Source organism: Vibrio sp. 1562 (assembly GCF_033340155.1).
GTDB lineage: Bacteria > Pseudomonadota > Gammaproteobacteria > Enterobacterales > Vibrionaceae > Vibrio > Vibrio alginolyticus.
Genome location: NZ_JAWOVY010000001.1, coordinates 267,507 through 284,106, shown reverse-complemented (window position 1 = coordinate 284,106; position 16,600 = coordinate 267,507). Strand labels below are relative to the sequence as shown.

At 45.3% G+C, this 16,600-nt stretch carries 21 protein-coding genes; 14 read left to right on the top strand and 7 right to left on the bottom strand.

Going from position 1 to position 16,600, the window contains the following annotated elements:
* Positions 1-82 precede the first annotated feature (82 nt).
* Positions 83-319, top strand: coding sequence for a hypothetical protein (locus R7Z49_RS01345; protein WP_005374030.1), 237 nt, complete (start codon positions 83-85; stop codon positions 317-319).
* A gap of 121 nt (positions 320-440) precedes the next feature.
* Here the strand turns inward: R7Z49_RS01345 and R7Z49_RS01340 are convergent, their stop codons facing one another.
* The gene (locus R7Z49_RS01340; protein ID WP_186585502.1) at positions 441-1,811 is read right to left on the bottom strand and encodes an L-serine ammonia-lyase; all 1,371 of its coding nucleotides are present in this window, start codon (positions 1,809-1,811) and stop codon (positions 441-443) included.
* 131 nt (positions 1,812-1,942) lie between these two features.
* On the opposite strand from R7Z49_RS01340, the gene R7Z49_RS01335 reads away from it, so the two are divergent.
* Positions 1,943-2,785: a YdcF family protein gene (locus tag R7Z49_RS01335; RefSeq protein ID WP_138939760.1), complete on the top strand. Its 843-nt coding sequence runs from the start codon at positions 1,943-1,945 to the stop codon at positions 2,783-2,785.
* On the opposite strand, the gene R7Z49_RS01330 is transcribed toward R7Z49_RS01335, so the two are convergent.
* The gene (locus R7Z49_RS01330) at positions 2,775-3,431 is read right to left on the bottom strand and encodes a hypothetical protein (RefSeq protein ID WP_318111232.1); all 657 of its coding nucleotides are present in this window, start codon (positions 3,429-3,431) and stop codon (positions 2,775-2,777) included. The two genes, R7Z49_RS01335 and R7Z49_RS01330, sit on opposite strands and share 11 nt — an antisense overlap.
* Positions 3,432-3,680: 249 nt before the next feature.
* Positions 3,681-3,947 carry a DUF333 domain-containing protein gene (locus R7Z49_RS01325; protein WP_169631762.1) on the bottom strand — a complete coding sequence of 89 codons (267 nt, stop codon included), beginning with the start codon at positions 3,945-3,947 and terminating at the stop codon, positions 3,681-3,683.
* A gap of 277 nt (positions 3,948-4,224) precedes the next feature.
* Between R7Z49_RS01325 and R7Z49_RS01320 the strand changes: the two genes are divergently transcribed.
* Positions 4,225-4,743, top strand: a complete 519-nt coding sequence (locus R7Z49_RS01320) for an NUDIX hydrolase (protein WP_017819767.1) — start codon at positions 4,225-4,227, stop codon at positions 4,741-4,743.
* A 434-nt stretch (positions 4,744-5,177) separates the two neighbouring features.
* On the opposite strand, the gene R7Z49_RS01315 is transcribed toward R7Z49_RS01320, so the two are convergent.
* The 4 genes from R7Z49_RS01315 to flgA form a co-directional block, all read right to left on the bottom strand.
* The gene (locus R7Z49_RS01315; protein WP_021707687.1) at positions 5,178-5,924 is read right to left on the bottom strand and encodes a lytic transglycosylase domain-containing protein; all 747 of its coding nucleotides are present in this window, start codon (positions 5,922-5,924) and stop codon (positions 5,178-5,180) included.
* Entirely contained in the window at positions 5,905-6,342 is a 438-nt protein-coding gene (gene flgN, locus R7Z49_RS01310; protein WP_318111224.1) for a flagellar export chaperone FlgN, read from the bottom strand. The genes R7Z49_RS01315 and flgN overlap by 20 nt, the downstream gene beginning before the upstream one ends.
* Before the next feature lie 20 nt (positions 6,343-6,362).
* The gene (gene flgM, locus R7Z49_RS01305; RefSeq protein WP_005374016.1) at positions 6,363-6,644 is read right to left on the bottom strand and encodes a flagellar biosynthesis anti-sigma factor FlgM; all 282 of its coding nucleotides are present in this window, start codon (positions 6,642-6,644) and stop codon (positions 6,363-6,365) included.
* A 136-nt stretch (positions 6,645-6,780) separates the two neighbouring features.
* On the bottom strand, positions 6,781-7,578 hold the full coding sequence (flgA, locus tag R7Z49_RS01300) for a flagellar basal body P-ring formation chaperone FlgA (RefSeq protein WP_318111222.1): 798 nt from the start codon (positions 7,576-7,578) through the stop codon (positions 6,781-6,783).
* A gap of 77 nt (positions 7,579-7,655) precedes the next feature.
* Here flgA and flgB point away from each other — a divergent pair, with 77 nt between their 5' ends.
* The 11 genes from flgB to flgL are packed head-to-tail and all read left to right on the top strand — an operon-like array spanning position 7,656 to position 16,587.
* Positions 7,656-8,018, top strand: a complete 363-nt coding sequence (gene flgB, locus R7Z49_RS01295; RefSeq protein WP_005374013.1) for a flagellar basal body rod protein FlgB — start codon at positions 7,656-7,658, stop codon at positions 8,016-8,018.
* Between the two features lie 2 nt (positions 8,019-8,020).
* Positions 8,021-8,455 (top strand): flagellar basal body rod protein FlgC, encoded by a 435-nt coding sequence (gene flgC / locus R7Z49_RS01290; protein WP_005374012.1) that lies wholly within the window; start codon positions 8,021-8,023, stop codon positions 8,453-8,455.
* Positions 8,455-9,138: a flagellar hook assembly protein FlgD gene (gene flgD / locus R7Z49_RS01285; RefSeq protein WP_171342656.1), complete on the top strand. Its 684-nt coding sequence runs from the start codon at positions 8,455-8,457 to the stop codon at positions 9,136-9,138. Before flgC ends, flgD begins: the two co-directional genes overlap by 1 nt.
* 27 nt (positions 9,139-9,165) lie before the next feature.
* Complete coding sequence (gene flgE, locus R7Z49_RS01280) at positions 9,166-10,362, top strand: flagellar hook protein FlgE (RefSeq protein WP_005374010.1); 1,197 nt, start codon at positions 9,166-9,168, stop codon at positions 10,360-10,362.
* A gap of 12 nt (positions 10,363-10,374) precedes the next feature.
* The gene (gene flgF / locus R7Z49_RS01275; protein ID WP_005374009.1) at positions 10,375-11,106 is read left to right on the top strand and encodes a flagellar basal-body rod protein FlgF; all 732 of its coding nucleotides are present in this window, start codon (positions 10,375-10,377) and stop codon (positions 11,104-11,106) included.
* 24 nt (positions 11,107-11,130) lie between these two features.
* A complete protein-coding gene (gene flgG / locus R7Z49_RS01270; protein WP_005374008.1) occupies positions 11,131-11,916 on the top strand; it encodes a flagellar basal-body rod protein FlgG in 786 nt (261 codons plus the stop codon).
* Positions 11,917-11,948: 32 nt separating this feature from the next.
* Entirely contained in the window at positions 11,949-12,620 is a 672-nt protein-coding gene (gene flgH / locus R7Z49_RS01265) for a flagellar basal body L-ring protein FlgH (RefSeq protein WP_017635111.1), read from the top strand.
* A complete protein-coding gene (locus R7Z49_RS01260) occupies positions 12,605-13,741 on the top strand; it encodes a flagellar basal body P-ring protein FlgI (RefSeq protein ID WP_373920861.1) in 1,137 nt (378 codons plus the stop codon). Before flgH ends, R7Z49_RS01260 begins: the two co-directional genes overlap by 16 nt.
* Before the next feature lie 10 nt (positions 13,742-13,751).
* Positions 13,752-14,300 carry a rod-binding protein gene (locus R7Z49_RS01255; RefSeq protein ID WP_054728653.1) on the top strand — a complete coding sequence of 183 codons (549 nt, stop codon included), beginning with the start codon at positions 13,752-13,754 and terminating at the stop codon, positions 14,298-14,300.
* Entirely contained in the window at positions 14,301-15,674 is a 1,374-nt protein-coding gene (gene flgK / locus R7Z49_RS01250; protein ID WP_005374000.1) for a flagellar hook-associated protein FlgK, read from the top strand.
* Positions 15,675-15,687: 13 nt separating this feature from the next.
* On the top strand, positions 15,688-16,587 hold the full coding sequence (gene flgL, locus R7Z49_RS01245) for a flagellar hook-associated protein FlgL (RefSeq protein ID WP_005373998.1): 900 nt from the start codon (positions 15,688-15,690) through the stop codon (positions 16,585-16,587).
* Positions 16,588-16,600: the final 13 nt, after the last annotated feature.

The following is a 16,600-nucleotide window of genomic DNA, read 5'->3' as shown; positions in this document are numbered from 1 at the left end:
AATGGCTTTCCTCGTATGAGCGCGTTTCTGTTGTTACAGTTTTTCCACCGAAAGAAAGTAAGAACGATAATAGAGGTGATGTATGAAAAAACTAATCGCACTTGTTTTGATGGTTTGCTCAACAAACGTAGCATTTGCTGGCGATGGGTCATACACGGGCACGATTGATATGACGATGGCAACGAAAAATCAGGTTGACGTAGAGCGTGCAGATTCTCAATTGACGCTGAAGGGTCGCAATGAAATGGCCTATGGCGGTGTAACAATCCATTCGGATGCTGCAACTCAAAAAATTGAACTTCGTGGTCGACGTGATTAATCGAATAGTTTCTTGTTAAGAAAATGCCGCGAAGAACGCGGCATTTCTATATGTAATATCATCAGATCATAATTACCAGATAAGCGTATGGTGAGAAGCTAAGCGCAATGACCACTTGCCATTATTCGCATGGCGGTGCCATATGAATGACAGCTAAGCCCCCCAAAGAGGTTTCACGGTATTTTTTATTCATATCTTTACCAGTCTGATACATGGTTTCGATAACTTTATCTAACGAAATTAAGCATTTACTTGTGCGCTTTAATGCCATACGCGATGCATTAATCGCTTTCATTGCTCCCATGGCATTTCTTTCAATACAAGGTACTTGAACCAAGCCGCCAATCGGGTCACAAGTCATACCCAATGAATGCTCCATCGCAATTTCCGCAGCAATACAAATCTGCTCGTTACTGCCCCCTCTTAGCGCTGTTAAGCCAGCGGCAGCCATGGATGAAGAAACCCCAACTTCTCCCTGACACCCCACTTCTGCACCAGAAATTGACGCGTTAGTTTTATATAAGATGCCGATAGCGCCGGCGACTGCGAGAAAGTCTTTTAGCTGTTTAACATCGAGCTCTTTGATGAAGCGATGGTAGTACATCAATACCGCCGGAATCACTCCTGCTGCACCATTCGTTGGAGAAGTGACGACTTGCCCTCCTGCTGCATTTTCTTCACTAACCGCAAAGGCAAAGAGATTGATCCAATCCATGATCTCCATCGGATCGTTTTCAACTGCAGCGTTGGCTTCGAGCTTTTTCAAAAGGTTTGGTGCTCGACGAGTGACATTTAGACCACCTTCCAAAACCCCTTCCGTATCGAAACCACGTTGCATGCAGAGCGACATCACTTTCCAAATTTGCTCTGCTCTTTGGTTAATTTCTTCGTCTGAGCGAAATGCGAGTTCGTTTTGGAGGATCATGCCTCCCAAGCTGAAACCGTTCGTCTCGGCTTTTTCCAGCATCTCATCTGCGGATGTAAACGGAAATGGTACTGCGACCTCATTTTGTTGCGTGCCGTTCTCTAGTTCGTCGGCGGTGGCGATGAATCCGCCCCCAATGGAGTAATAAATTTCAAACGCTACTTGATCTCCAGCTGCGTCTAATGCCGTAATCGTCATGCCATTTTCATGCAGGGGAAGGTTGTCGCTATGAAAGACGATGTCATGGTCGTAGCTAAACTCAATCTGGTGTGTACCGGCGAGCATGAGCGTATTATTGTCTATGGTATTTTGTAGCGCACTTTTGGCACTGCTCATTTTGATGGTATCAGGTTTATTTCCCATCAAACCAAGGACCGTGGCTCGGTCTGTATGGTGCCCTCTACCTGTCAGTGACAATGAGCCATAAAGGTCCACTTGCACCCGATGCACTTTCGCCATAGAGTCGCTAACTAGCTGAGTGAAATGGAATCCGGCAAGCATAGGACCATTAGTGTGGGAGCTGGATGGCCCGACACCAATTTTAAATATATCGAAAATCGACAGCATAATTGACTTCCTTTAGCAGTGAACCTTTATAAAGGTCTCTAGAACAGTGTTGTTAACTAGATGTTAAAGCTTGTGGGTCGGGAGTGAAAGAAGATTTTTGTAACACTGCCAACTAAGCGCGAGATTTTAAAATGAAGTTAGACAACATCGTCATCGTTTTAGGTAAACGCCTCGTCAATAACAGGTTGACCTCTGAGGGCATAACAAGAGTCGAAGCTTTGTCTTGTAGGACTGCATCACTACCGACAGAGCGAACGGCGATTATTTTTTGTGGCGGAGTAACGCAAGGACAAAGTGTTTCTGAAGCAGAGGCGATGTACGCGTATTTTAGAACCCTAAACGCAGACTCTGTGAATCCGTTCCCTGAACGTCATATACTCTTAGAAACGGAGTCGTTGAACACGTTTCAAAACATGCGTTATGTTTCCCAAGTTTTGTGCAAAAGTGGGTTGTTCGAGTTATGGTCGGGGCATCCGGTTGAGGTTATCTTGCTGTCTAATGACTACCACCTCGAACGAATCATTGATATCCAGAATTTGATGGATGAGCAAGGCTTATTACGAGTACTTAAATCCGATTGCGAATCCATGGGGGTGACCCTCAATATTCCACTGGATATCAGCAAACATATTAGCGTGCCATACCCACATAAAGGGCTTATGGCGGAGACATTCTTGCTACTCGATGAACTCACAACCTACCGAGTTTATTTAGAAGGGATCAAGCATGGCGCATTTTTCCGAGATTTATCAATTGTCCGAAAAAAGCCACTGATGATCGCAAGAGATGCTATTCACAAATTGCTCTCTTTACCGCTCGATAAAGAGGCTTTGCAACATATTGAAGAAATGAAAAAGGCCGTCGAAATGACGGCCTTGGATGAATCTGTAGGTGCTGCGGAAAAGGCATTAAGTATCTTCCATCCGATACTGACGGCATTGAACCGTCGCTTTGACCCAGAGTCTATTCATTAAGCTCGCGTTTTGTGCGGACGGCGCTTAATGCGATCAAACAGTAGCAAAGCAGTTCTATACCTTCTTCTGAGATATTTTTAACATCACGGATGTAATTTTCGTCCATCACTTGTTGCCAAAAACTACCCATACCATACAAACGAGAGAAGACTAATAATAGCATTACAGCACCAACTAATAGCTTCATATGTGGCACCGTTAAAATGGTCGCCATTTCGTTCATGGTACCTTTACCACCTTGGTAAGCTTTGGCGCAAGCCAGTGCGGTGACAGCAAGTGCTGGGAAAACCCAAGAGCCATGATGAATCATGTCTGTCCAATAGTCCGTTTCGCGAATAATCAGTACTGCAAAAAATCCTGCAATCAAAATAGCCGCATGCTTTAGCTGAGGCTGTTGTTTCGATAAGCTGAAAAACGACCATGATGCAATAGCAAGCATCACAAGCTGGAGCGTTTCTGTAACGGAAAGCTCGCCAAGGCTTGATCCCAACACGACATAATCAAGACGAAGACCAAGGTTAACGAGAATACTTATAGCGACAATCATCAAGGCGTTTAAACTCGATTTATAAATAATGCGCTTTGATTTTTCAGTAACAACGTTGCTTGGGGCTGACTCGGCTTCTTTTACTATTTGTGTTTTCATCTTGCTCACCTGTCCCAGAAAATGTGGAAGAAATGTGAATTAGTGTGATCTGTGTTTGGAATTTTATTGTCCAAGTGGAAAGTTATGTCAGGGGAATGTCAAGAATAGAACACTGTTCGATATAGGGTCGATGTGCGGTAAAGTCAGAGATATGTAAAAACAACGTAAGAACACTTTGATAAATCAAATAAAAAAGGAGCCCAAAGGCTCCTAAGTGATAGAGGGAAGGTGACGTATCGACAAAAATAATTAGTAGTTGTCACCCTCATTTTCTTTGTGCTTCTCGCGATAGTATTCCCATTGCTCGACGCGTTCATTGTCCGACAGCACACAGTAAGTGACACGTTCGCCGTTTTCCGACACGGTATCCAGCTCACCACCTTGCTGAACACAGTATACGGCTGCGGGATTTGCAACGGAGGTATACTCAGTTGATCGGGTCGCTCCCTCGTAAGTTGAACAACCAGCCAGTACCAATGTTGCAGCCATAGCCATCATTAAATTTGTCTTTTTCATTCTTTATCTCCGCATGGGGTGGGCGAGTATTGTATTGATTATAGGCAACTTTAAGAGATTATTGTCTTATCGATGTTAAAAGTAAGAGGGACGTATAAGAATTTAGATATTCTCATTTATTGCTGATTAGCACGTCACACTTCTGTTCTTGGCGTATTGTTGTGAAGGTCATATCAATCACTTCCTGACAAGCGCTCGAACGTACCTGGCCTACAACAATGATTTAAAGTGTGAAATTCGGTAATATGCGCACAAAACATTGACCGTGGTATTTTCGATGAGACATTTAAAATCGACCGTTCATCCAGACATAGAGCATTTGGATGACAAAATTGTTTTTCAGCGCAATGCAGCGCGAGCCATTGTACTTGATGGTGAAGATGTGCTGTTGCTCTATACAGAACGTTACCATGACTACACGCTACCAGGCGGTGGTATTGATGATGGTGAAGATGTCATTGCTGGATTAGTCCGTGAATTAGAGGAAGAAACGGGCGCCCAAAATATACATGGTATTAAGCCTTTCGGAATCTTTGAGGAGTTTCGTCCGTGGTACAAGGATGACGCTGACGTGATGCACATGGTGTCGTATTGTTATACATGTAAAATCGAACGTGAGCTAGGCGAAACGGCGTATGAAGATTACGAAGTTAAAAATGGAATGCGCCCGTTATGGATGAACATTCACGAAGCAATTGCACACAATGAAAAAACGATGGCAGAAAGCCCGAAAAAAGGCATGAGCATTGAGCGCGAAACGTTTTTGCTTCAGTTGATTTCTAAAGAATTACTATAAGCAGCTAGCTTGCATTATTACGACTTAGCTTCTGTTGGCTCTATTGTGGGCAAAGATTTTAGAGCAATAAAAAAGTCCGGACTCCCCCCCGGAACCCGGACTTATTCCAGACGCGCAAGCGAAGCGCCATCTTGATATGTTAGATTTGTTTCGAACTATGAAAACAATAGCTGTTTTACATTTAGTGTGTAAATAATTATTAGGTCTGACCATTGGTTTTCATGTTTTTTGCAAACGCAATGTGACGCATATCTACCCAATTGCCAAGCGCAATTGGGGCGCTTTTTAGTAAACCACTACTCTTTCTTATCTTTGAGATACCTTACCTCAACTTTTTTGCACACGTTTGCATAGAGATCACGAGTTTTCAAATTCGCCGAACAGGATCTTGTAATTTTACGTTTCTCTGACATTGGGCTCTGTCGTAGCTTTTATCACAAATTAACTAGCGGAGGCAGTCGGCTAAAGTCGACCAGCGGTTGTGAAATCATAGGAGTGTCTGGAGCAAACAAGAGTAAAGGTTGAAATGATGAGGATTGTAACTGACCGATATCTATCAACTTTTCCAATGCATAGAAGCGGCTGACGTATTGACGAGTCTCGTTAGGCAGCGTGAGTTGTTGGAAATCTCGACTTCCTGCTTGCTGAATAGCACGTGCAACGCGTCCTTCTCCGGCATTGTATGCAGCTAAGGTCAGAGCCATATTTTGATCGAATTTGTTGTATAAAAACGCCAGGTACTTGAGCGCGGCCGTTGTGCTGGCTTCTGTGTCAAAGCGATCGTCTTGTTTTGTATTTATCGTTAATCCGAATCGTTTCGCTGTGGTTGGTATCAATTGCCAAAGTCCGGCGGCGTTAGCATGAGAAACGGCTTTGGGATTGTAAGAAGACTCTAACATTGGCACTAAGGCTAGGCTATTTGGTAATGAGTGGTTTTGAAGCTGTTTGAAAATGTGGTTAATTACCGGTTTGGATGAATCGAGACGCTTGGCAATTTGTGGCTTATATGGGGCTAATACTTGATACTGCGTTTGAATATCGACAGCATTTGGTTTTGCCTGGCATGTGAATGGAAGGTAGGACAGAAAGGCAATAAAAATAAAAAGGCCTACAGTACTCAGCCGAGATGGCGACTGAATCTGTAGGCAAGACGAACATCGTTTAGAACGATTTATCTTCATAAGTGTGTTGCACAGGTTGTTTGAGTTGACTGACCAACTCATGGAACGCCGCAGAGCTGTGGCCATTGCTCTGATTGTATTGTTGGCACTGACTTACCAACGTTTCCAATAGCGCCCATTGTTTTCTAGCTTGCATACCTATTTGGGCAGGCAAAGCGTTGAAAATTCGTTTTACGCTGGCGTCATTACACGTTAACCCCAGCGCTCGCATACACTGGCTTCTGTCATTGGCGGAGCGGCTGAGTTTATTGAGTATCGGCATTTGTTTCTGAACATTGTCGTTCAGTGCCTCTCCATCAAACTTTAAGTACAATACCTTTTGCTGCTGAAGCAAAGGAAGCAGTTGTTGATAAAGCTTAATATCCTCAGATATAGAGCGAACAAATTGTTGAATTCGCTGCGATACTGCGCTTGCCATGATGTCTTCCTAGCGTTTTATTACTCGTGACCTGTATGGAACTGCATGATTGCCTTGGATAGCACTTTTGTATCTAGGCTAAGTTCACCACGCGCTAATGCGTTGCGTACTTGTTCTACTTTTTCCATATCAACATCAGGTAGTGATGCCATTTCAGCTTGAGCGCGATCTATCGCTACGGTATTCGCTTGAAATGCAGGCTCGTGTACTTTGCTCTGTTCGACGACGTCGACAGGCTGTTTGCTTGCTTGCTGTAATTTTGTTTGTGGGACATGACCGCCCGCGACTTTGTCGATTTTCATGCTGTGGTCCTCATCATCATGTTCTAAATTAAGTAGGCGGTTAGAATGTGATAAACATTAAATATTTTTTTTGTACTCGAAGTTCAGTGTTACTGACGAGAGCCAAAATTAAAAAATGTTACCCCGAGTCAAAAAATCAAAATTGAGTATGAACCTGGTTTAATCCAGTTACGACTGCTCTTATGACCTTGCCCGAACTTGGGTTTTCCACGTCAATTTGTTGCCCTTTCGCTCCATCTTCTAAGGCGACTCCTTTTGTGCTGGCACTAAATCCATTTTTGCTCGCAATGACTATGACTTCATTGCCTTTCTCGATTAGAGGTGGGGCCGACAAATTGGATGGATTAACCACTTGTCCAGCCCGCAAACGACGAGAGGTTTCTAAGCCTACTGCTTGCTCGGGGCGAGTATAAAAATCGTCTTGGCGAGAGATGGTTCGGGTTTCAAGCTTTATGTGTTTAGCCGTTACGGCTTCATTTCGGCCAACCGTGGTTGTCGCGACCAAAACAGGCAGAGTCAGCGAAGACTTTATCGTAACGTTAATTCGCCATGGTGATGCGATATTGTCGCAGCTGACTGAGCGCTTGAGGTTACCGACTGGCAACGTGTTGTTGTCACGACCTGTGATAACTAAAGGCGATTCACATTCTGGCAAGTGATTGGCTGAACCGGGCACCCATATGTCGAAGTCTAGTTTGTACTCCCCCCACTGATTGGAGAGCGCTACGCGATCCACCTCTTGTTCGAAATCCGTTGCTACAACGGACCTTATCTCTTCAACGCTTAGGGTTTTGTCATTGGTGTTGGCGAATGCTTGTTCTGATGTCAAAGCGAGTAACGTCAGCATTATTGTTGAGGAAGTAGACACTTTCCTCTTGTTTTTAATGCTTTCCGAGAACCGGAAGTTTGGCTTCCATCCTTGTTTGTAAATCATTGATATATATGGCTATTTTTTATGGCACGTATCTTGTTTGTATGTTGGCGTATTCGAGCCAACTGTAAGGAAGATGCATGGCGATCACATTTGAAAATGCTTTAGGAGTACATCCAGAGGCACTTAATTTTCGCGTTCAGCGTACCAAAGTCCTCGCCAGTAACCTAGCAAATGTTGACACCCCTGGGTATTTGGCGAAAGACCTAAGTTTCACCACCGTAATGAACCAAGTAACGGCAGGTGGTGTGAACAAACCGGTGCCAAAGTTCCAGGTTCAGGCCCAATACTCGGTGCCTTACCAGAATAGCAAAAATGGCAACACCGTAGAGCTTGGTGTTGAACAAGCAAAATTCACGCAAAACAACATGGACTTTCAAACTAGCCTGACGTTTCTCAACATGAAATTTAATGGCTTAGCGAAAGCGATTGAGGGACGTTAATTATGTCATTCACTGATATTTACTCGATCACTGGTTCCGCGATGACAGCACAAACTGTGCGTCTTAATACGGTAGCCAGTAACCTAGCAAACGCAGATGCAGTATCTGCAAATCCAGAAGATGCTTATAAAGCGCTTAAGCCAGTATTTGCGACTGTGTACCAAAAAACGCAAATGACAACAGAAAATGGAGCTTATCCCAATGCAGAAGTTCGCATTGTTGACGTTGTTAAAAATGCTGGAGATGCAGAGAAGCGTTTTGAGCCGAACAACCCACTGGCTAATGATGAAGGCTATGTGTTTTACCCAGATATTGATGTAGTTGCTGAAATGGCAGACATGATGTCCGCAACACGCAGCTTCGAAACGAATGTTGAAGTATTAGCCAATGTAAAAAGTATGCAGCAAGGTCTGCTTAGATTAGGGCAGGGTAGCTAATGAGTATTGCACAATACACCCCTTTATCGTCTGACGCTCCAGTAAATACAAAATCAAAAGACAGCAACGGTATCTCACCAAACCCTAAAGACATGAACAGTGCTTCTTCATTGGAGAATGAGTTTATTTCTTTGATGGTGGCTCAAATTCAAAACCAAGACCCACTTAACCCCCTTGATGGTACGGAATACGTTGGTCAATTGGCTCAGTTCTCGCAGGTACAAAGTACCGAGAATATGTCTAAGACAATGCAACAGAGCATGGTGTTACTGGACAACATGCAAGTGCTGTCAACAGCAGGCCTTGTTGGGCAAACGGTTTACGTCAATGCGGATGAATTTCAGCTTGGTGAAGACGTACAAAACGGAAAAATCGAACTCGCTCATAGCTCAAACCAAGTCACGTTAGTTGTTAAAGATGAATTTGGTCAATCAACTAAAGTGCCACTAGGTGCTCACGGCAAAGGTGACGTCGACTTTTCAATTAATCCTGAAGAACTTGGTCTTAAACCAGGCAAATACTCAGTGGCCGTAGAAGTGCAAGAAGGGCAAGCAAGTCCAAATGTGCTGATGGCAGGCACTGTTGAGCAAGTGCGCATTCCTAATACCGGTGGCGCAGCATTAGTCAATGTCCATGGCGTTGGCAACGTTCCTTTCTATCAAATCACTCAGTTTGGTGCTTAACCAAATACGGAAATCAGAGGTCTATTTATGAGTTTTAACATCGCACTAAGTGGTCTGGACGCGACCAACACAGAGCTAAACACAATCAGTCACAACATTGCCAACGCATCAACGTATGGTTTTAAAGGTGGCCGCACAGAATTCTCCGCTGTATATAACGGCATGCAACCTGGTGGTGTGGAAGTCGCGTCAATTTCACAGAACTTCGACAAAGACGGCAGTATCACAGGAACTGGCCGTGCGATGGACCTAGCTATTAATGGCGGTGGCTTTTTTGTTACTAAAGATAATATGGGTCAAATGTTGTACACACGTTCAGGTGTGTTCTCAACGGATAAGAACAACTTTGTTACGGCTAACAGCGGTGCAAAGCTTCAAGGTTACAGTGTCGATAGCAACAACAACCTAATGACAGGTTCTGTGGGTAATATTCAGGTATCGACTTCCTCACTGAATGCTAAAGCAACAGACAGCTTAGATTTTGTTGCGAACTTCGACGCAAGCGCGTCTGTTATTGATAAAGCCGTAACGCCATTCAATCCAAAAGATCCAAGCTCATTTAACTCGTCTTACACAACAAAAGTCTACGACTCACTGGGTAACTCGCACACGGTAACTCAGTACTTTACTAAGACTGCTTCTAACTCGTGGGAAGTGAACGTTCAAGTAGATGGCGGTACGACGCCAGTAGCAACTGTGCCTGTAACGTTTGGTAAAGACGGCTCGCTTTCAGCACCAACTGCGCCGTTTAATGTTTCATTCCCTGCTGCAGGCGCGAACGCGATGAGTGTAGACATTAACCTGAAAGGCAGCACGCAATTTGGTGCAGCTTTTGGCGTAAGTACTAATAGTCCTAACGGTTACACATCAGGTGAACTTGCAGGTGTACGCGTTGAAGGTAACGGCATGGTTTACGCGACTTACACTAACGGCCAATCACAGCTACAAGGTCAGGTTGTTCTTGCTGATTTTGCAAACACACAAGGCTTAGCGAAAGTGAGTGGAACATCATGGACTCAAAGCTTTAGCTCAGGTGCTCCAATTATGGGTGTTCCGGGTTCAGGTACGATGGGTGACCTAACTCCGGGTGCATTAGAAGGTTCTAACGTTGACTTAACCAGCGAGCTTGTTGCTCTAATGACTGCACAACGCAACTACCAAGCAAACGCAAAGACAATTTCTACCAGCGACAAGCTTACTCAAGCTTTGTTTAACGCGGTGTAATGGGAGTTTTGCATGGATAGTTTGTTATTTACGGCAACGTCGGGTGCCAGCCGAGTTCTTAAAGCGCAGCACGTTCGTTCAAACAACTTATCAAATGCTGATACTGCGGGTTTTCGAGCGGATATGGAGCGTGTGCGTAGTGTAGAGATGCAAGGCCCAGGTTTTGATGGTCGCACTATGGTTGTGACCAACTCTGCCTCAACACGTTTCGACGCTGGCGATATTGTGAAAACAGGACGTCCGTTGGACGTTGCGGTTATGGGGGAGGGATATCTCTCTGTAGAAACCCCAGCGGGTAACGAAGCTTACACCCGTGCAGGCAATATTCAGGTCGATACTTTTGGCGCTCTAACAATCAATGGGTTCCCTGTCCTCGGTGACAATGGTCCTTTGGTTGTGCCGGATTATCAAAAGATTGAAATCAGCGAGCGTGGTCAAGTCTCAGTGATCCCACCAGGTGGCGGCGCAGAAATTGTGGCAGGCACTTTGAAGTTGGTTAAACCGGAAATTAATCAACTGCAAAAAGAGAGCGATAGCTTGCTGCACAGCGTAGATGGCGTGCCATTCGCGGCAGATGAAACCGTGCAACTCTCTCCTGAGCACATTGAGGGCAGTAACGTATCTGCTATTGATGAATTGGTTAGTGTGATGTCGCTGACGCGCAACTTTGAAATGCAAGTTCGCATGATGAAAACGGCGGAAACTCTAGCAAAAGCTGGTAACAAATTAATGGCGGCGAGCTAAGTCTCGCCCCGCAAGGAGTAAAAAATGCATTCAGCATTATGGGTAAGTAAGACAGGCATGGCAGCGCAAGACACGAAGATGACTGCCATTTCTAACAACCTAGCAAACGTAAACACGGTTGGCTTTAAGCGTGACCGAGTCGTATTTGAAGATCTTTTCTACAGCATTCAGCGTCAACCAGGCGCACAAGTAGACCAAGTTAACGAACTACCAAGTGGTATTCAGCTAGGTAGCGGTGTTCGCGTTGTTGGCACACAAAAAGTGTTCACGCAAGGTAATACCCAAAACACAACGCAAGAGTTGGATCTTGCTGTAATGGGTCAGGGTTTCTTCCAAATAGAAAACTCGGACGGACAGATCATGTATACACGTAATGGTCAGTTCCATCGAAACTCAGAAGGCTTAATGGTGAACAGTCAGGGCCTGCCTTTAGAGCCTCAAATCCAGATCCCAGACAATGCGGTCTCTTTCTCTGTGGGTGTTGATGGCACAGTGACTACAACAACAGCAGACGATCCAACACCTCAGCAGCTTGGTCAAATTACACTTGCAAAATTCATCAATCCAGCCGGCTTAGAGGCCATGGGTGGCAACTTATTCCGTGAAACGGAAGCCAGCGGTCCAGCTGATGAGCTGATTGCAGGAGCTGATGGCGCCGGCATTATCAAGCAAGGTGCACTGGAAGGGTCAAACGTACAAGTAGTAGAAGAGATGGTCGACATGATCACCACTCAACGTGCGTATGAGATGAATGCGAAAGTGGTCTCTGCTGCAGATGACATGCTGAAGTTTGTTTCGCAATCAATGTAAGTATGAAATTGGTGATGATGAAGGAAAAAGCAATGAAATGGCTTTCTAAGAGTTGGGCAGTAGCCGCCGTGTTGCTGGTGGGATGTGCTGGCCGTCAGGAATTTATTCCGCCTGAGCCGAATGCTGAGGAATATGCACCACCAACGCTCGATTACACGCTGCCGGAAACCCAATCTGGTAGCCTTTATCGTCACCAATACACGATGACTCTGTTCCAGGATCGTCGTGCTTACCGAGTTGGCGATGTATTAACGGTTCAATTATCAGAAGAAACCTCATCGAGTAAAAATGCGGGTACTAAGTTCGGTAAAAGTTCAGCAATTAACTTTGTGGCGCCGACCATAGGCACGAAAACTATCGATGAGTTAGGGGTTAGCGTGGATGGCAAACGTAACTTCGATGGCAGTGCATCAAGTTCACAAGGCAACAAGCTTCAAGGTGCCATTACGGTAACGGTACACGAAGTATTACCTAATGGCGTATTGCGTATCAGCGGTGAAAAATGGCTTCGTCTGAATCAAGGCGACGAGTTTATTCGCCTAACCGGTATCGTCCGTGTGGATGATATTAACCGCAGTAACCAAGTTTCTTCTCAACGAATTGCTGATGCAAGAATTACCTACGCAGGTCGCGGAGCCCTAGCTGACAGCAACGCAGCCGGGTGGCTAACTCAGTTCTTCAACAGCCCATGGGTACCTTTCTAATGAAGACAATGCAATCTTTCTTTATGTCTCTCCTATTGGTGTTGACCTTGGGACTACCAGGCACTTCACATGCTGAAGCGGAAATTCCGATCATGGACTTGGTCGATGTTCGCGGCATTCGAGAAAACCAGCTGGTTGGTTATGGTTTGGTGGTTGGCTTAGCCGGCCAAGGTGACCGAAACCAAGTGAAATTTACCTCTCAATCTATTACCAACATGCTACGTCAGTTTGGGGTTCAAATTGATGACAGTATGAACCCTAAGCTACGAAATGTGGCTTCTGTGAGTGTGACAGCGTCCGTTGATCCAATGGCAGGCCCAGGACAAACGTTGGATGTGGTTGTGTCTTCAATCGGTGATGCAAAGAGCCTTCGCGGTGGTACGTTATTGCTAACGCCTTTACGTGGTATTGATGGCGAAGTGTACGCGATTGCGCAAGGCAACGTGGTTGTGGGGGGCTTATCTGCAGAGGGGCGAAGTGGCTCCAAAGTAGAAGTAAACACACCAACGGCGGGTCGCGTTCCGAATGGTGCGACTTTAGAGAGAGAAATCAAAACCGATTTCAACCAACGTGATGAAATCACCCTAAACCTGCGCAAGCCTAGCTTCACTACAGCAAAAAATATTGCGCGTGAAATTAACAACACTTTTGGACCTAACGTTGCAGTTGCGATCAATAAAGCTCGCATTGATATGCGTGCACCAAAAGATACACAGCAGCGTGTCGTCATGATGTCGATGCTTGAAGAAATGAGCGTCGTTGAAGGCCGTAAACCTGCTCGTATTGTCTTTAACTCTCGCACTGGCACCGTGGTGATAGGTAAGAGTGTCAAAGTAAGTGAAGCAGCAGTAAGTCACGGTAACTTAACCGTGCGAATTTCTGAATCACAACAAGTTAGTCAGCCTAATGCGTTTGCAAATGGCGATACGAAAGTCGTTAACCAAACGGATCTTGATGTGAATGAAGATCTCGCTCAGATGGTGATTTGGCCTCCAGGCACGGAACTTAACACCATAGTTAATGCGGTAAATAGTTTAGGTGCCACGCCTACAGACTTGATGTCTATCCTGCAAGCTTTGAGTGAAGCGGGTGCATTGAACGCTGAATTGGTCGTGATATAAGGAGTTAAGGATGAAGCTAGACAGTACCAATGAACAAACTCAGTTAAATTCGATGCTTTATCACGACAACAGTGCATTGGCTCACATCAAGCATAGTCGTGATCAAGAAGGCGCACTTGAAGTCGTCGCAGGTCAATTTGAGGCAATGTTCCTACAAATGGTGTTACGCCAAATGCGTAGCAGTAGTGATGCTCTTGCTGATAAAGACAGCCCGTTTGCCAGTCAGCAACAAGGGGTATTCCGTGATATGTATGACGGTCAGCTGGCGATGGAACTAGCAAAGAAACAGAGCTCAGGCATTGCCAATATGCTCATCCAGCAGCTGAGCCCGTCTATGCGTGAGGTTGCTTTCGATGCTGCGCGTAACATCTCATCCGCTAACGATGGTAAAGGTTCGAATTCTGAATCTATCTCACAAGTAGATTCTAAAGAGGTGGAGAAGAATTCAAGCCTATTTAATACCGCTTCTCAAGCCGTCGCCTCTGTTAAACAGGTATTCGGCGAGGCCGGTATGACTACCGCGTTTTCTCAGCCGTTGATCAGAAAAATGGAGCTGTAAATGAACCTAGTTAATATTGCCCTTTCAGGTTTAGGCGCGAACCGTGTGGCCCTAGACGTAACCGCGCAAAACGTGGCAAACGTGAATACCGTGGGTTACAGTCGTCAACAAGCGTTGATGGCGTCTGTCGATGATGGTAAAGCCAATCGCTTAAGTCCAGGTTTAGGGGTAGAAGTCACTAGCATTCGCCGCGTTACTGATCAATTTCTGATTAAGCAAACGTGGTCGACTAACAGTATGGCGGCATACGCATCTGGATACACCAGTAACATGAGTCAGCTGGAGAATACGCTTGGTGCCGATGGTTTCAGTATATCGGCTGGCTTGGACTCGCTAAACGCTGCGCTTAACGATGCGACCGTTAAGCCGGAATCCATACCTTACCGCCAGCAGATCATTAACGAATCTGAAGCTTTGGCCCGCCGTTTTAATACGCTTACCGAGTCTTTATACAATCAACATAAAGACATGAGCGACCAACGTAATGCAGCGCTTAACCACGCGAATAGCCTTATGGAAAATATCGCGAAGGTGAACAAGCAACTGGTAGAGATGCAAGGTACAGGTGGTAACCCATCACAGTTAATGGATGAACGAGATAGGTTAATCGGTGAGTTATCTCAAACCATTGAAATCAAAACAACACAGCAGCATGACGGCAGTGTTCAGGTCACACTAACCTCTGGTCAACCGCTTGTGATGGGTACGGACCATGGCAAACTGGAAGCCATTCCTGACCCGAGTGATCCTTACTTGGCGGACTTACACGTCACGTTCTCGAATCAAAGTTTTGCGATTGGTGACTCGCTTGGTGGCAAATTAGGTGCGATTAATGACTATCAAACCGAAGTGTTGAAACCAAACCAATTGGCTCTGAATGACATGGCGAAAGCTCTCGCGGATGAATACAACGCCGTGCTTGCGACTGGCAAAGACTTAAATGGCAACCCAGGTAAACCTTTGTTCAGCTATGACCCAGCAAACCCTGCAGCCAGTTTGGATATTACCAAGCTAACTCCAGATGAGCTTGCGTTCTCAAGTGATGGAACACCTGGTAACGCAGATGCGTTGCAATCATTGATCGAGTTAAGCAACAAGCCAGTGGCGGTATCAGGTTACGGCTCAGTAAGCTTGAACGATGCCTTTAGTTCAATGGTGGGTCAAACCGCAATTAAAGCACGCCAAGCTAATGCTGATTATCAAGCGAAGTTAGCCATGAACAAGCAAGCGCACGCAGCTCGCGATAATGTTAGTTCCGTAAACAGCGATGAAGAAGCGGCTAACCTAATGATGTTTGCTAATGCGCACAATGCCAACATGAAAGTGATCAGCACAGCAAATCAACTGCTCGATTCTATTCTGCAGTTATTCTAAGAGGAAAGTTTAGATGCGAATTAGTGACAATCAATTTAGTCAAATGATGTTGCACAGCTTGCAGAGCAATAGCGCGGGACTAGGCGAAGCTCTGCAACAGATGTCTACTGGCAAGCGCTTGACCAAGCTGTCTGATGATCCAATGGCTTCGATCAAGTTGCTTAACTTAGACCGAGAAACCAGTGCGATTGCTCAGTACAAAAACAATATTGAAAACGTAAAAACGACGCTATCGAGTCAAGAAACCCATTTAGATTCGATCAAAGAAAGCTTAAAAAGCATGCGAGACATCGCGCTTTGGGGTGCGAACGGCTCTCTTACTGACGAAAGTCGTGGCGGTATGATTACAGAGCTTAAGAGTTACCGTGACTCTATTGAGTCGTCTTTTAACGCGCAGGATGAAGAAGGGCACTACCTTTTCTCTGGTACTAAAACGGATACTGCGGCTGTAAGTAAAGCGAGCGGCAGCTACGTAATTGAAGGTAATAGTGACAAGCGCGTAGTAACAATTGCTAAAGGTGTCACGATGGATTCCAATATGACTGCAAAAGAAATATTGGACCTTGGGGGAGGCCATAACGTGCTTAACCAAATTGATGCGCTGATCAAAGAGTTTGAGAGCCCTACCGCCAACTTCAGAGCTGAAGTTGAGGCGAGTATCAGCGCTATCGACGATACTTTTTCAAACGTACTAGGGACCATGACTGAGATTGGTGGTCGACACAACAACTTAGATCTTGTTGGTGGCGCGCACAGTGAAAACAAGCTGTTCGTTGACAAAGTATCTGGAGACCTCTCTGCTCTGGACTATGGTGAAGCGTCGGTACGATTGAGTAATTACATGGCCGCTTTGCAAGCAACGCAAGCAAGCTATGTGAAGATCGATGGTTTGTCGCTGTTTGACCGTTTATAAGGTTAGGAAGTTC

Coding starts and splice junctions, on each gene's coding strand:
- flgD (WP_171342656.1), top strand. CDS start 8,455: ATGAGTATTGCACAATACACCCCTTTATCGTCTGACGCTCCAGTAAAT.
- R7Z49_RS01315 (WP_021707687.1), bottom strand. CDS start 5,924: ATGAAGATAAATCGTTCTAAACGATGTTCGTCTTGCCTACAGATTCAG.
- R7Z49_RS01340 (WP_186585502.1), bottom strand. CDS start 1,811: ATGCTGTCGATTTTCGATATATTTAAAATTGGTGTCGGGCCATCCAGC.
- R7Z49_RS01260 (WP_373920861.1), top strand. CDS start 12,605: ATGGGTACCTTTCTAATGAAGACAATGCAATCTTTCTTTATGTCTCTC.
- flgL (WP_005373998.1), top strand. CDS start 15,688: ATGCGAATTAGTGACAATCAATTTAGTCAAATGATGTTGCACAGCTTG.
- flgB (WP_005374013.1), top strand. CDS start 7,656: ATGGCGATCACATTTGAAAATGCTTTAGGAGTACATCCAGAGGCACTT.
- R7Z49_RS01320 (WP_017819767.1), top strand. CDS start 4,225: ATGAGACATTTAAAATCGACCGTTCATCCAGACATAGAGCATTTGGAT.
- R7Z49_RS01345 (WP_005374030.1), top strand. CDS start 83: ATGAAAAAACTAATCGCACTTGTTTTGATGGTTTGCTCAACAAACGTA.
- flgE (WP_005374010.1), top strand. CDS start 9,166: ATGAGTTTTAACATCGCACTAAGTGGTCTGGACGCGACCAACACAGAG.
- flgK (WP_005374000.1), top strand. CDS start 14,301: ATGAACCTAGTTAATATTGCCCTTTCAGGTTTAGGCGCGAACCGTGTG.
- flgM (WP_005374016.1), bottom strand. CDS start 6,644: ATGAAAATCGACAAAGTCGCGGGCGGTCATGTCCCACAAACAAAATTA.
- R7Z49_RS01255 (WP_054728653.1), top strand. CDS start 13,752: ATGAAGCTAGACAGTACCAATGAACAAACTCAGTTAAATTCGATGCTT.
- flgC (WP_005374012.1), top strand. CDS start 8,021: ATGTCATTCACTGATATTTACTCGATCACTGGTTCCGCGATGACAGCA.
- flgH (WP_017635111.1), top strand. CDS start 11,949: ATGAAATGGCTTTCTAAGAGTTGGGCAGTAGCCGCCGTGTTGCTGGTG.
- flgG (WP_005374008.1), top strand. CDS start 11,131: ATGCATTCAGCATTATGGGTAAGTAAGACAGGCATGGCAGCGCAAGAC.
- R7Z49_RS01330 (WP_318111232.1), bottom strand. CDS start 3,431: ATGAAAACACAAATAGTAAAAGAAGCCGAGTCAGCCCCAAGCAACGTT.
- flgN (WP_318111224.1), bottom strand. CDS start 6,342: ATGGCAAGCGCAGTATCGCAGCGAATTCAACAATTTGTTCGCTCTATA.
- flgF (WP_005374009.1), top strand. CDS start 10,375: ATGGATAGTTTGTTATTTACGGCAACGTCGGGTGCCAGCCGAGTTCTT.
- R7Z49_RS01325 (WP_169631762.1), bottom strand. CDS start 3,947: ATGAAAAAGACAAATTTAATGATGGCTATGGCTGCAACATTGGTACTG.
- R7Z49_RS01335 (WP_138939760.1), top strand. CDS start 1,943: ATGAAGTTAGACAACATCGTCATCGTTTTAGGTAAACGCCTCGTCAAT.
- flgA (WP_318111222.1), bottom strand. CDS start 7,578: ATGATTTACAAACAAGGATGGAAGCCAAACTTCCGGTTCTCGGAAAGC.